This is a genomic window from Neobacillus cucumis, assembly GCF_023715505.1.
Map to the genome: position 1 here is coordinate 1 of NZ_JAMBOH010000025.1, position 13,248 is coordinate 13,248.

Consider the following 13,248-nt stretch of genomic DNA (forward strand, 5'->3'; position numbering starts at 1 on the left):
ATGCCCGCAGAGGCTCCATGTCAAGCAACTTGGCCTTCTGAAAAAACAACGAAAGAAATCAAAAAATAAAAAACTACGAAAATGATAGATTAAGAGAGTAATTGTCCAAAATTCGGGGGTTAATCCGGTAAACCACAAATTGGGGCGATGAACAAAGAAGACAGTATTTGTAGATATCCCTACTTCAGTGCGTTTCACTGCTTGTAAGGATTGAGGTATGTTAAATTTACATTCCTAAACAGATCTAGTAGGAAGCTTATTCTTTCAAATCAAAAACAGCCGAAATGATTGGTTGTTTTTTCAAATTAAACGGGTATAAAGTGTACAAAGAAATGGATAGTTTTAAAGATCATTTGGTAATATAAATGACCAATTTGAGTATGCTGCAATTTATGAGGTATTTGTAAGAGATGTGGTTTTACGTATACAATATCTTATTGGAAAATACGGAGCTGATCAATCCGACGTAATTCCAGAATACAGAGTTTGTGAAGTTTATAAGTGGGATAAAAACTTATGATGGAAATGATTTTTACGACCATTGTGGTTATTACATAGATAAATATATTGAAGATATAGGGATAATACGGTTTCTTATGAGACAAAACGGATGATAAAAGATGCTGAGAACAAAATTTTAGGTGGCCGAAATCCCCTCCTTTTCTAACTTCCACATAACCTATATAGATTATATTGACTGTTGCTATATATTCTTTAAATCTTTATCTAATAAGAGCAAAATCCTTGTCATTTGTAAGCGTTTGCAATTATAATAAAGATGGTTGGATAACAAGTGGGGTTATCGCCGGTGTTAGCGAAGGATGGGGCTGATACCACGGAGCAGGAGCTAAAAATGCTCTCTTTTTTTTGATTATACAAACTATATACATTCGGACCTGGTACATACAAATTCACAATAGAACATACCTAAAAATAAGCCTGGAGAAAAATCCAAGCTCAATTTTAGGTATATAATCTGTGGAAATCAGCGGTATTTTGATTGACCGTTACATAAGGATTATCTCCAGTATCAACTTCTTTAACCTAAACATCCCAATTACCCTGGCTATATTCTTGTAGCGACTTGGCGTAACGTGTTACCCCTCATATAATTCTATCTCAATAGTACTCAACCAAGCACCTATCGGACGGTTTATAGCCTTATTCGACGTAGTGGTACTTGAACTTGTGGCTTTTTCTGATGTTCCTTCTTTATTCGCTGTTGAATCATCTGACATGGATGACTGGGTATTATTCTTATTTAATTTATCGCCACCAGATGAAATACTACTAGCCGACATCCCAACTAATGAAATAGCTTACTTATTCTTTCTCTTACTAAGATAAAAACCAAGGTTAGTACATAGAAGTATCCATATCTAATAACGGTATCAACGGAAAACAGTCTTCCACTTTTTATCTCACGCCTTTTTAATGTCTTCACTTTCGCATTTTGGACAAATATTATTTTTCAAAGAAACCTCTCCCTAATCTTAATGAATCTTGTATAAAGCCCTTTTATTCTACCATAAAGTGGTGGAAAATTAACCCAATTTCCTTCTCTTTTATGTTAGTATGGAAGTAACTTATTTTTCAAAAGGAGTAAAATTGTGCAAAAGAGATTTATTTTTGTAGCTTATTTGTTGTTCCTTGTTCCGTTAGCATTCATTTTAAATTTTCTGTTTGACATCATTACACTTGAAAAAGTGCAGGGATTTCCGGTGTTTTTCCCGTTATTGTGTTGTCCCATTGGTCTGTTCTTTGCTTCGCAAGCACACAAAATAAAGAAAAGCATTTTGACATATGGTGCTTTCCTTACAAATTCAAAATTATTTGTTTTCCCTTTTGCATATATGATTTTAGGAACCGTGATCTGGGGCCCAAAGTGACAAACGTATATAAAAGGAGTAATTTATGAAAATACTAAGTAATTTATCTATATTTTCTGCTGTTATTGGTGTCCTCCTCTTGTGCTGCTCTTATGCTTACTCAAACTATTTTGAGCAGCTGATGGTATTAAGTTTTGTCTTTTGGTTTATTGGTTTATTACTAAGCTTTAGTGCAATGTTTAAAAAGGAACATGGAAAAACAAAGTTTTTAGCTGTTATAGCGTTCTTTATCTTGAGTTTTATCATTTCTTGGAATGATCCATTTCAAATTGTTAGATTATTAACCTGGATTAAAAATTAATTAATGTTCATTTAGTTCCCAGAAGCATTAAAGAAGATATAAAAATGGCCACAACTCTAATGTGGAAGGATTTCACTAAAGGTGAATTAATTGGATTAAAAAGATTAGTAGGGTTTTCAGCGTATCCTTTCACGTTCGACTTTTAAACGGATGATTCTTAAAGGTAAACAAATTGGGATTTTCACTGTCTATGAAACCGAAAGAAGCAATGGTTCTCAGTCAGCGGTCTCTATGTATTTAATCGTTTTCCTGCTTGTGAACCACCCTAATAAAACTATTAATCTTTTGGCTCTGTTAATTTTAAATGTGGATTTTCATATAATAATTAGGGGAACCTTCATTTGTCGAGGTTCCCCATTTTTTTCAGCTAATGCCCCTGTTTTTCCAACAAGGAGAAAGAACGACTGCCCCTAAAAAAGACAGCCATCCAGTCTGAAATATCAGCCTGTTTAGATAAGCGAAAGTGTTTCTCTTTATATGTCAGCATATCGTCTGTTTATTTGATTTTCTCCGCCAACTCTAAAATAATTCCCTCAGGACCACGGACGTAGCATAACTTATAACTTTCTTCATATTGCTGTATCTCACTAAAGATTTCCGAGCCCTTCTTTTTCAATTTTGCAACAATAGATTCAATATCCTCAACAGCAAAGCAAATATGTCGGATACCCAGCGTATTTGCAAAAGGTCGCTGAATATCTTTTTCATCTGACGGCGTATAAAATTTGACTAGCTCTATCCATGCCTGACCATCTGGCATCCCCAATCCTACACATGCCGTTTTAACATCATTAAGCCCAACTATTCGGTCCAACTGTTCTCCATCCAATTCCCATTCCGCTTGCACTTCAAGTCCTAAATCAAGAAAAAATGCTTTAGCCTCTGAAAGATCATTTACGTTTATACTCACATGATCTATTCTATTGATCTTCATATTTCATACCCCCTTGAGATCAAGTGCTCCTCGCAGAATTATTCAACAAACTTATTGCAAATTCCTGCCAAGTTAAATAAGCACTATACAGTGAATTTTGATAAGCGTAAACTATCGTACGCATCTGTCATTTCAAAGACAAAGGATGATAATAGAAAATCTTTAATATTGTGCTTTGTGTTTTCGTTACTGCGGCTATCGACAAACAAAAACCAGGCTAGGTAGTTATCAAGGTACTTCGTTGCGACACCTTTAAATCGGTTTATGAATTGTTTCAATCGGGAATGGAGACCACTGACGTTTTGAATATGATATAAGCACTCGTAAAGGCAACGAATGGATTACATTTGTTGATAGTATGTTCAAAGGCTATTCTCTACGAAAATCGGCTGAAATCGTAGGGGTTACTTGGGTTACGCTTTTTATTGGAGACACAAGCTCTTGAACGCTCTTAAACAAATTGCTAAACGCCTTGTCCATCCTTATAGCCCCTACAAACTATACAGATGCAAAGGTGATTGAAGAATATTGGCATATGGCCCAAATCATTGCCTATGGCTATCAACTAGACCATGAAATGGACCAAATTGTTAACCTTGCCATCCAATCCTTTAAGCAGTTAATTAGAAAGCTAAAATAGACAAATGCTGTAAAAAACCCGATTGCTTACTTCTATAGAATCTTAAAAAAAAATTTTTTCAGTATTATGAGGATAGGTTAAATGAAAAGCACCAAACAAGAGTGATCAAATGAAACCGATTTGTTTTGAGATTAATGGTGAAAAAATGGAGTGGGATTGGTTGAATGTATGAATTCCAACTCGATATTAATAGCATTTACTGATTCAATCCGGTGTGTTAACGTGCCGAATTTGGCAATTTCACTAAGTGGGCTTTTAGTTAGTGCATCTTTTCAAGTAAAGCCACATTGGGGAAATTGATTACGATCTCCCCTGCAATACAGTAACTTTATGAAAAGATGCACGCATTACATCAACTGCTTATTTAAAGCATCTGTTTGGAGTTTGTTTGTCATAACCATTTTTTCGCTCCTATAATATCAATCATTTTGGCTTATTATCGGAAAAAGTTCGTTTTGGCAAGGTCAATGAGCTCGTTGCCGTGCCCGTTCAAAACGGCTTTCATCATCCAAAGGCTAAAACCATGAGCCTGTTCAAATGTGATTTTTGGTGGAAAAGCCAATTCCTGGCGGTTCACAACGACATCAAGCAACACTGGCCCGTCATGTTGAAGTGCACGCTGAATCGCTTCCTCCAGTTCAGCTGGGTCCTCCACGCGAATTCCTTCCATGCCTACCGCTTTGGCGACATCTGCAAAGTTGGGGTTATCAAGAGCAGTACCTGTTTCCAAGAAGCCCTGTGCTTTCATTTCAAGCTCGACGAAACTCAGCGCACCGTTGTTGAATACGACTACTTTTACGGGCAATTTATGCTGCCTAAGTGTGAGAAGGTCGCCCATCAGCATGGCAAGCCCTCCATCTCCAGAAAGGGAGATGACCTGGCGGCCAGGCTGGGCAAGCTGAGCTCCAATGGCCTGTGGCAGGGCGTTTGCCATCGTTCCGTGATTAAAAGAACCTAATAACCGCCTTTGTCCGTTCATTTGCAGATAACGAGCAGCCCAAAGTGTTGGGGTCCCGACATCACATGTAAAGACCGCGTTCTCACTTGCCAGGTCACTGACGGCTTTTGTTAGATATTGAGGATGGATTGGTTCGCGGCCTGGTTTTCCGGTTGCGAGTTCGTCCAAATCATCGCGAATTTTTCGATAGTGGTCGGTAAATTTCTTCAGATGGCTTCCATCATGTGACTCTGTCAGATAAGGCAACAGTGCCTCAATCGTTGCTTTCACATCACCGCACAGCCCATAGGAAAGATCGGTTCGGCGGCCGAGATGTCCCGGCTCAATATCGACCTGCAAAATGGTGGCCTCTTTTGGATAGAATTGCCTGTATGGAAAATCGGTACCAAGCATCAGCAGTACATCACAGTCTTTAACCGCATGATAGCCTGATGAATACCCGATCAGGCCTGTTAGTCCCACATTATAAGGATTATCATACTCCAGGTGTTCTTTACCTCGCAACGCAATGACCATCGGTGATTGCAGTTTTTCGCAAAGCTGCATGAGCTGTGTGTGAGCCCCCGCACAGCCAGCTCCGCACAGCAGGGTGATGCGCTTGCCATGGTTCAAGTACTCCGCTAGCTGCTTTAATTCTGTTTCCGAAGGACGGATGACCGGCTGTGTCACATGAAGGACATGTTCCGGTACAGGGGTCTCGTCTGCTTCATAACCCGCGACGTCCCCAGGCAGAACAAGAACGGACACACCTTTACGCGAAACGGCATTCTGCATGGCGACGAGTACGGAGCGGGGCATTTGGTGCGGGGACGTCACTACCTCGCAATAGTAGCTGCAGTCCTTAAATAGATGGTCGGGGCGTGTTTCCTGAAAAAAATTGGTGCCGATTTCGTAACTTGGAATGTGTGCTGCAATGGCAAGCACAGGGACCCGGTTGCGGTGACAGTCGTACAAACCATTGATAAGGTGCATATTGCCAGGACCACTGCTTCCGGCGCATACAGCAATACTTCCAGTCATATCTGCATCGGCACCGGCTGCGAATGCTGCAACCTCTTCATGGCGGACATGAATCCATTCAATTTTTTCAGAACGCCTGATGGAATCGATAACTGCGTTCAGTGAGTCTCCTATAATGCCATAAACCCTTTTCACACCTGCATTTAACAAGGCCTCAACCAGTGAATCCGCAATGGTTTTCTTCATTATTACTCTCCTTCGTTTCTTTCATTTGGTATTTTTTATAACTTTTCCATGTTATTGGGTTTTATTCGGAATCAAATTTTTGTAAGAATCCAATTTGAAATAAATAAAAAACGTTCCATACAAAATGTACGAAACGTTGATTTTATTGTATTTATCTTGATGATTTGATCTCGATGGTCTCGGTTGAACCACTACTTCCGAAAGAAACCCTTAGTAAAGTGTTTTTACTTAAGGTGAAAATTGTCCAAATCGAAAAAGAATTGATTTCTAACATATATTTAGAGGCTAGTATTTTCCTTTAACTGGAATTTCAATCCTTTTTGGCTCGCCATATAAAGTACTTAAAATGAACTACAGAACCTCTCTAGGTAAGTGAATCATTTATAAAAGTTTTAACGTTGTCCTGTATAGTACCTCGCACCCAAGGGCCACATCTTCAAAAGAACTCCACTCATCTGGATGATGACTGATGCCACTCTTGCTCCTGACAAAAATCATTCCAATATCTGTGAGTTCTCCCAACACCATCGCATCATGTGCAGCCCCGCTTGGTAATTCATAAACAGGATACTGTAATTCTTGCAGAGAATCTTTAACTGCTTCCATCACTATTGGTGAACTCATCATAGAAGAGAGAGATTGAACCTGCCTAATTTCACACCCTAAACCGCGGTTTGCAGCAATGGTCCGAATGGAATCATAGATTTTAGTAACCGTATGTATACGCCGCTCATTAGCTATATCCCGAACATCAAGTGTAAAATCCACTCTCCCAGGAATGACATTACTACTTCCAGGTTTTACTTCCAATTTTCCTACTGTCGCCACACTTCCGCTACTGTCCTGTGCTATTTTCTCAATCGCTAGAATACATTCTGCTGCAGCTGTTAAAGCATCTTTTCTCTCGTTCATCCAGGTTGTTCCCGCATGCCCCGCTTCACCCATGATCGTTACTTCCGCCCATTCTCCACCAGAGATCCCAGTCACGATTCCAACTGCTAAATCTTTATTTTCTAACACTTTTCCCTGCTCAATATGTACTTCAATATATGCTTTTACGTCATTTTTACCTACCTGAGCTTGTTCTAAAAGGTCTGGATTAATCTGATTAAAATATTCCCCTTCGAGACTGGCTTGCTTCATAGCCTCCAGATAGGTGATTCCATCTTTATCTGTTGCTGCAGCTAAATTTTCCTTTAATTTCGTACCTTCTGTGCCAACCAAAGCGGTACTGCCTACAAAAGCATAATCAAAACGAGCCCCTTCCTCATCTGTTAAAGAAACAACTTTTATCGTTCTTTCAGGTTGAATTCCCTTTTCTTTCAACGTACAAAGCACCTCTACACCCATTAGAACACCCATGGCGCCATCGAAACGCCCGCCAGAATTTACGGTATCAAGGTGAGAACCAATAAGAATGGGAGGTAATTCGGGATTTTTACCGATTATTTGCCCAAAGATATTCCCCGCTGCGTCCATATAAGGGGATAAATCAGCTTCCTCCAGTAGTTTCAGAAAGAATTTTCGTGCTTCGATATCCTTTTGATCTAATGATGTTCGAGTGACCCCGCCATTGTCTCCTTCTCCTATTTTCCCAAAGGCCATTATTTGGTTCCAAAGACGGTTTCCATTTATCGTTACATTTAAACTCTCCATGAAATTTGCTTCCATAGGATAATTCTCCCTTCATTTGAATGTCCTGTATAGAGAAAATCCTGCTGTTTCCTTACGAAAAAAAGCAGGATTCCTCATCTATATCTTTTTATTGGTGACAAAAATTAGTATCTGCCAAAGTTAAAGGTTTATCTTTCCAATAATTTAAGCACGGATTGAACCATTAATTTAACACCAATTTTAATGGCATCTTCATCTACCATGAATTTCGGGTGATGCCATCCATATTTAATCCCTTTTTCTTGATTCCCTGAACCAAGCCACACATAGCAGCCAGGTACTTCTTTTTGGTAAAAAGAAAAGTCCTCCCCACCCATGGTTGGTTCTGCCCGTACCGTATTTTCTTTCCCAACGATTGTCTCAGCTGCTGACTGAACCATTTCTGCCACCTGGGCATCATTATAGACAGCAGGCAGCAGAAACTCATACTTGATCTCTACTTCCCCACCATGTGCTGCCACGGTATTTGTAACAAGTTGTGTAAACACCTCATATATTTTCTTTCTCACTTGTTCGTTGGAAGTTCTGACCGTTCCTTTTAGTATAGCTTTATCCGGAATGACATTATTTGTCATCCCTGCTTGGAAGGAACCAATGGTGACAACTGCCGATTCCTTAGATGAAATCGTACGGCTGACCAATGTTTGCAGCTGACTCACAACGGCACTGCCGATGACGATTGGATCAATGGTTTTCTCTGGAATCGCAGCGTGTCCGCCTTTCCCTTTAATGGTTAAGGTAAAATCATCTACACTTGCCATTAAAAATCCTTCCTTCACACCGATCTGACCAACTGGAAGTTCGGGAACATTATGAAGACCGATAATGGAACTGACCCCTTCCAATAATCCTTGCTGGATCATCGATTCTGCTCCGCCTTCAAATTCTTCCGCTGGCTGGAACAAGATCCGAACATTCCCAGGAACTAGCGCCTTCATTTCTTTTAAAATAATCGCTGCCCCAAGTGCAATCGTTGTATGAACATCATGGCCGCACATATGACTTACACCATCAATTTTTGAACGAAATGGAACATCTGCTTCTTCTTGAATAGGGAGAGCATCAATATCGGCTCGTATGGCAACCGTTGGTCCCTGTTCCACTCCCTTAACTTCTGCAGCGGTCCCAGTAGGTAAGGTAAGTGGTATTTGTTGAATCCCAAATTCATGTAACCATCCGTTTATTTTTTCGGTTGTTTTAAATTCTTGATTACTAATTTCAGGGTACATATGAAGATTTCTTCTTATTTCAACTAATTTAGGAAACCATTGTTCTACTTTATCATCAATCATTGAGGTTATTTCTAACTGTGAATCTTTCAACATGTGGGCTCCTCCTATCTAATATGCCCTAAAAATTCCTTTGTCCGATCATGCTTTGGATTGACAAAAATGTCTTCTGGAATTCCTTGTTCAATAATATTTCCGCCATCCATAAAGATCACCCGGTCTGCTACTTCTTTTGCAAAACCCATTTCATGAGTAACGACGACCATGGTCATACCTTCCTTTGCCAGCTGCTTCATGACCGAAAGTACTTCCCCGACAAGTTCGGGATCTAGTGCAGAAGTAGGTTCATCGAATAGCATAACCGTCGGTTCCATCGCTAATGCCCGCGCGATCGCTACACGCTGCTTTTGCCCTCCAGATAAACGGTTTGGATATTCATCCGCTTTTGCTTCAAGCCCTACTTTTTTAAGAAGCTGGATTCCTTTTTCCTTTGCTTCTGTTTTGGTCATTTTTTTTAATAAAATAGGAGCTTCCATAATGTTCTGCAAAACCGTCATATGAGGAAAAAGATTAAACTGCTGAAAAACCATGCCAATATCTTGACGAAGTTTATTCAACGCCGTCTCTTTGTTTTCTACCATTTTTCCATTAATCGTAATGCTCCCACCATCAACCGACTCTAAATGATTCATACAACGAAGAAAGGTACTTTTCCCAGATCCGCTTGGTCCAATAATGACGACCACTTCACCTTGCGAGACATGTAAATCGACACCTTTTAACACTTCTAAATCACCAAATGTTTTAATCACATTTTTGCATGTTATCATTCATAAGCACCTACCTTTTTCTCCACTTTCCCAACGATGAATGTCATGATCGTAGTAAGCACTAAGTAGATTAACCCAACTAGTAAAAAGATCTCCATATAACGATACGTACTACTTATTATTTGCTGACCCGTTCTGAGTAAATCATATAAAGCTATAGTTGATACGAGGGAGGATTCTTTAATTAAGGCAATAAATTCATTTCCTAGTGGGGGCAGCATACGGCGAAACGCTTGTGGTATAATCACCCTTCTCATCGCTTGTCCATAACTTAATCCAAGAGACCTTGCTGCTTCCATTTGTCCCTTATCAATCGACTGAATGGCGCCCCTGGCAATTTCCGCAATATAGGCCGCTGCATTAAGTGACAATGCGATGCAGGCGGAAACAAAAGGCGGCATCGTTAATACGGGAAAAACGGATGGGATCGCGAAATGGATGATGAATAATTGCACTAAAAGAGGAGTTCCTCGAATCACCCAAATATAAAATCTGCTAATTTGTGAAAATAATTTATTGCTAGAAACACGGCCGAGACCGAATAGTAATCCTATAATACTTCCTGCGACTATCCCAATAACGGCTATTTCAACCGTTACCAAAGCCCCCTGTAATAAGTAGGGAAGATAAGTTAATGCAAATGATATAAAGTCCTTCATTTCCCTCTCTCCTTTTGAAAAAACATAAAGCAAAAAACAAGACGGATAAATCAGCATTCCGATTTATCCGTATCCTTTTTATTCTTTTGATTTGTCTGTTCCGAACCATTTCTTACTAGCTTCTGCGTAGGCTCCGTTATCCTTCACCGTTGCGATTGCTTTTTGTAACGCTTCTTCAAGATCGTTATCACCTTTACGTACAGCAATCCCTACTGGAAGACTTTGGAATGAACTACCTACCACATCGAAAGCGTCAGGTTTGGATGTTTTGTAGTAACGGCCAACCGCTTCTGCAACAATAACGCCCTGTAAACGGCCAAGACCTAGGTCATTAAAGACATCTGTATAACCATTGTAAGTCTTTAATTCTTTAATTCCCTTAATCTCTTTCGCTGCACTTTCACTAGTTGAACCTAGTTGTACACCGACTATTTTTCCAGAAAGATCTTCTTTCGAATGGATCTTTTCAGGATTTCCTGATTTAACTGCAACCACTTGTCCTAATTTCATGTACTCTACAAAATCAACCTTTTGCTTTCTTTCGTCAGTAATATTCATGGATGACATAATGATGTCATATCGTTTTGCGTCTAATCCTGGTAAAATACCATCCCATGCAGTTGGTATAAATTCTACTTTCACACCAAGCTCTTTTGAAATGGCGTTTGCAAGATCAATATCAAAACCTACTAACTTGTTTTGATCATTACGGTATTCCATTGGTGGAAATGTATCATCCACAGCTATTTTAAGAACGCCTTGTTTTTTTATATTTTCAAATGTATTGCCTTCGGATTCTTTTTTACTCTGCTCATTCTTTGATTGATCAGGTAATTTAGGCTGAGTACCACATGCAGTTGCCATTAGAGCCACTGCTAAAATGATTAAAATCTGGATGACTTTCTTCATGTTGTTATTCCTCCTATATCTCACTATATCCCTTTACTAGTTTATCACAGTAAAATGTTTTATTTATGTAACCCATTGTAATTTTATACATAAAAAAATACAATACCTTCGGGAAATGTTCGAATAATAAAATTTTTTCAATAGTTTTGATTATAATATGCACTGTCGGAATCTTTGAGTTAATACTCTGCCTTCATTAAGGCACCCTAAGAACGCTTTTTCCGCTCCACTCCTTAATATGGGCTTCTTTACTCCAGTCTGAATATTCCCGGATAAAAGTAGGCAAGCAAACTTCTACAGCCATCTATGACTTATGCTGTTGTGTAAAAAGCTATTATAATTGAAAACTCTTTCATTTTATGTATAGTAAGAGATAAGTAAAAAAGTAAATATGGAGTGGGACTCATGGAGAAGAAAAGAAATTGGGCAGGTAATTATCAATATAGTACAAATAACTGGCATGAACCTGAATCTGTTGAAGAAGTTCAACAATTGGTTTCAAGTTTAAAAAAGCTGCGTGTGATCGGATCGCGTCACTCCTTTAATAGTATCGCAGATTCTAATGAGAATATGGTATCCTTGTCGAAACTCAACAAGGTATTATCCATTGATCGAGAAAATCGAACTGTAACTGTGGAAGCAGGAATCAAGTATGGGGAACTTTGTCCAGTACTTCAGCAACATGGCTTTGCCTTACATAACCTTGCTTCCCTTCCGCACATTTCGGTTGCTGGGGCTATTGCAACAGCTACACACGGTTCTGGCAATGGCAATCAAAATTTAGCTGCAGCGGTACGTGCGATGGAAGTGGTCACTGCTGATGGAAGTATTGTCACTTTTTCAAAAGAAAAATCGGAAGAAGAATTCCATGGCGCGATTGTTGGACTAGGTGGATTAGGTGTCGTCACAAAGCTTACACTAGATGTTCATCCAAGTCATCAAATGAGGCAGGATGTGTACGAGAACCTTCCGTTAGCACAATTAGAACACGATTTTGAACCCATTTTTTCTAGTGCCTATAGCGTTAGTTTGTTTACCGATTGGCAGGATGAGGGGATTAACCAGGTGTGGCTGAAGAGCAAACTGACGGATGATCAGATTATTTCTTTCGGAGAGGAATTCTATGGAGCAAAAGCGGCCAAAGAAAATCTCCATCCCGTACCGGGGGTTGGAGCAGAGAATTGCACAGCGCAGCTAGGGGTGCCAGGGGATTGGCTTGATCGGATGCCACACTTCCGAATGGATTTCACCCCAAGTAAAGGTAAAGAGCTGCAAAGTGAATATATTATGGCCCGCGAGCATGCCTATGACGCTCTTTGTGCGGTTAGTGAAATCCGTGAACAAATCGCACCACACCTATTGATATGCGAAGTGCGGACCATTGCCGTGGACCAGCTTTGGTTAAGCCCATCCTATAAGCAGGATTCCGTTGCCATTCACTTTACGTGGCAGGATAAATGGGAAGATGTTAAGAAGGTGCTGCCACTCATCGAAGCCCAGCTTGAACCTTTTCAAGCTAAGCCACATTGGGGAAAACTGTTTACTACCACACCTGCAGAAATACAGTCACTTTATGAAAAGATGCCTGCCTTTCAGCAGCTACTTATGGAGTATGATCCGAATGGCAAATTTCGTAATGCCTTTTTGAATAAATATATATTTAATGAGTCAGAGTGAAATCACTAAGCAAAATAGAGTGATATTACTTGACTTCTACCCTATTAGTAGGTTGTATAAAAAAATGAATCAAGCCGCCAATTGGCGGCTTTAAACTTACTAGAATGACTAGAGCCATTATTCCCTACCTATCACTTAGCAAATCCACATGGAGAAAATAATGCTGATTTGTGAACTGCCCTACCAAAAAATATCGTCCATATCTGGAAGGTAATAATGACTCCACCTTGTTGGGGTATCTTCATGATGTTGACCATAGATTTCTCTCTTTAAAAATGTAAATGCCTCCTCGCAGTATATAACCCTTACAAATAGTTAAAAATAACCATACAAACTTAAAGG

Annotated in this window: 10 protein-coding genes and 2 pseudogenes; 4 read left to right on the forward strand and 8 right to left on the reverse strand. The window is 39.6% G+C overall.

The genetic code is table 11. The annotated features are described in order from the left end of the window. The first annotated feature begins 1,914 nt into the window (after positions 1 to 1,914). Positions 1,915 to 2,190, forward strand: a complete 276-nt coding sequence (locus M3226_RS24335; RefSeq protein WP_251571233.1) for a hypothetical protein — start codon at positions 1,915 to 1,917, stop codon at positions 2,188 to 2,190. A 496-nt stretch (positions 2,191 to 2,686) separates the two neighbouring features. On the opposite strand, the gene M3226_RS24340 is transcribed toward M3226_RS24335, so the two are convergent. Together M3226_RS24340 and M3226_RS24345 are read right to left on the reverse strand one after the other, a co-directional pair. Next, positions 2,687 to 3,124: a VOC family protein gene (locus tag M3226_RS24340; protein WP_251571234.1), complete on the reverse strand. Its 438-nt coding sequence runs from the start codon at positions 3,122 to 3,124 to the stop codon at positions 2,687 to 2,689. Between the two features lie 83 nt (positions 3,125 to 3,207). Continuing rightward, positions 3,208 to 3,441, reverse strand: a pseudogene (locus M3226_RS24345) (IS1595 family transposase); the annotation flags it as partial. Between the two features lie 2 nt (positions 3,442 to 3,443). Here M3226_RS24345 and M3226_RS24350 point away from each other — a divergent pair. Then, positions 3,444 to 3,640 (forward strand): annotated as a pseudogene (locus M3226_RS24350) (IS1595 family transposase); the annotation flags it as partial. Next, positions 3,585 to 3,764 (forward strand): hypothetical protein, encoded by a 180-nt coding sequence (locus M3226_RS24355; RefSeq protein WP_251571235.1) that lies wholly within the window; start codon positions 3,585 to 3,587, stop codon positions 3,762 to 3,764. The pseudogene M3226_RS24350 and the gene M3226_RS24355, both read left to right, overlap by 56 nt. 436 nt (positions 3,765 to 4,200) lie before the next feature. Here the strand turns inward: M3226_RS24355 and poxB are convergent, their stop codons facing one another. The 6 genes from poxB to M3226_RS24385 all read right to left on the reverse strand — a co-directional run bounded on the left by poxB (position 4,201) and on the right by M3226_RS24385 (position 11,229). After that, positions 4,201 to 5,928: a ubiquinone-dependent pyruvate dehydrogenase gene (poxB, locus tag M3226_RS24360; protein WP_251571236.1), complete on the reverse strand. Its 1,728-nt coding sequence runs from the start codon at positions 5,926 to 5,928 to the stop codon at positions 4,201 to 4,203. Positions 5,929 to 6,309: 381 nt separating this feature from the next. Further along, on the reverse strand, positions 6,310 to 7,599 hold the full coding sequence (locus M3226_RS24365) for a M20 family metallo-hydrolase (RefSeq protein WP_251571237.1): 1,290 nt from the start codon (positions 7,597 to 7,599) through the stop codon (positions 6,310 to 6,312). Positions 7,600 to 7,730: 131 nt separating this feature from the next. Further along, positions 7,731 to 8,927 carry a M20 metallopeptidase family protein gene (locus M3226_RS24370; protein ID WP_251571238.1) on the reverse strand — a complete coding sequence of 399 codons (1,197 nt, stop codon included), beginning with the start codon at positions 8,925 to 8,927 and terminating at the stop codon, positions 7,731 to 7,733. Between the two features lie 11 nt (positions 8,928 to 8,938). After that, positions 8,939 to 9,661, reverse strand: a complete 723-nt coding sequence (locus tag M3226_RS24375) for an amino acid ABC transporter ATP-binding protein (RefSeq protein WP_251571239.1) — start codon at positions 9,659 to 9,661, stop codon at positions 8,939 to 8,941. Continuing rightward, positions 9,658 to 10,320: an amino acid ABC transporter permease gene (locus M3226_RS24380; protein ID WP_251571240.1), complete on the reverse strand. Its 663-nt coding sequence runs from the start codon at positions 10,318 to 10,320 to the stop codon at positions 9,658 to 9,660. Before M3226_RS24380 ends, M3226_RS24375 begins: the two co-directional genes overlap by 4 nt. Before the next feature lie 78 nt (positions 10,321 to 10,398). Beyond that, a complete protein-coding gene (locus M3226_RS24385; RefSeq protein WP_251571241.1) occupies positions 10,399 to 11,229 on the reverse strand; it encodes an ABC transporter substrate-binding protein in 831 nt (276 codons plus the stop codon). A 405-nt stretch (positions 11,230 to 11,634) separates the two neighbouring features. Between M3226_RS24385 and M3226_RS24390 the strand changes: the two genes are divergently transcribed. Continuing rightward, on the forward strand, positions 11,635 to 12,906 hold the full coding sequence (locus M3226_RS24390) for an FAD-binding protein (RefSeq protein WP_251571242.1): 1,272 nt from the start codon (positions 11,635 to 11,637) through the stop codon (positions 12,904 to 12,906). Positions 12,907 to 13,248 lie beyond the last annotated feature (342 nt).

Coding starts and splice junctions, on each gene's coding strand:
- M3226_RS24335 (WP_251571233.1), top strand. CDS start 1,915: ATGAAAATACTAAGTAATTTATCTATATTTTCTGCTGTTATTGGTGTC.
- M3226_RS24380 (WP_251571240.1), bottom strand. CDS start 10,320: ATGAAGGACTTTATATCATTTGCATTAACTTATCTTCCCTACTTATTA.
- M3226_RS24365 (WP_251571237.1), bottom strand. CDS start 7,599: ATGGAAGCAAATTTCATGGAGAGTTTAAATGTAACGATAAATGGAAAC.
- M3226_RS24340 (WP_251571234.1), bottom strand. CDS start 3,124: ATGAAGATCAATAGAATAGATCATGTGAGTATAAACGTAAATGATCTT.
- M3226_RS24375 (WP_251571239.1), bottom strand. CDS start 9,661: ATGATAACATGCAAAAATGTGATTAAAACATTTGGTGATTTAGAAGTG.
- M3226_RS24390 (WP_251571242.1), top strand. CDS start 11,635: ATGGAGAAGAAAAGAAATTGGGCAGGTAATTATCAATATAGTACAAAT.
- M3226_RS24370 (WP_251571238.1), bottom strand. CDS start 8,927: ATGTTGAAAGATTCACAGTTAGAAATAACCTCAATGATTGATGATAAA.
- M3226_RS24385 (WP_251571241.1), bottom strand. CDS start 11,229: ATGAAGAAAGTCATCCAGATTTTAATCATTTTAGCAGTGGCTCTAATG.
- poxB (WP_251571236.1), bottom strand. CDS start 5,928: ATGAAGAAAACCATTGCGGATTCACTGGTTGAGGCCTTGTTAAATGCA.